Below are 221 nucleotides of genomic sequence, written 5' to 3'. Positions count from 1 at the left end.
GCCACGCCAGCGGTGACCACGGCGATGCCGCCCACGGTCAGGGTGGTTACACCGTCGAGGGCAGTCACGGTGAAGGTGCCGTTCTGGGTCAGCGCCGTGGCATCCGGGTTGCTGCCGTCGCTGAGGTTTTTCTCGTAGACCGTCAGTTCACCGCCATACACGTTGAGGCCGTTGAGGATTACTGGGTCATCGTTGTTGTGGATCTGCAGCACCAGGTTGGC

1 protein-coding gene is annotated in these 221 nt (G+C 62.4%); it reads right to left on the bottom strand.

Annotation, left to right across the window (positions count from 1 at the left end; genetic code table 11):
• The coding region (locus ACM6G4_RS00025) for a hypothetical protein (protein WP_414912729.1) at positions 1-221 on the bottom strand (221 nt) is incomplete at both ends.

Source organism: Pseudomonas sp. IT-P258 (assembly GCF_949767825.1).
GTDB classification, from domain to species: Bacteria; Pseudomonadota; Gammaproteobacteria; order Pseudomonadales; family Pseudomonadaceae; genus Aquipseudomonas; species Aquipseudomonas monachiensis.
This window is presented reverse-complemented; position numbering and strand designations above follow the sequence as displayed.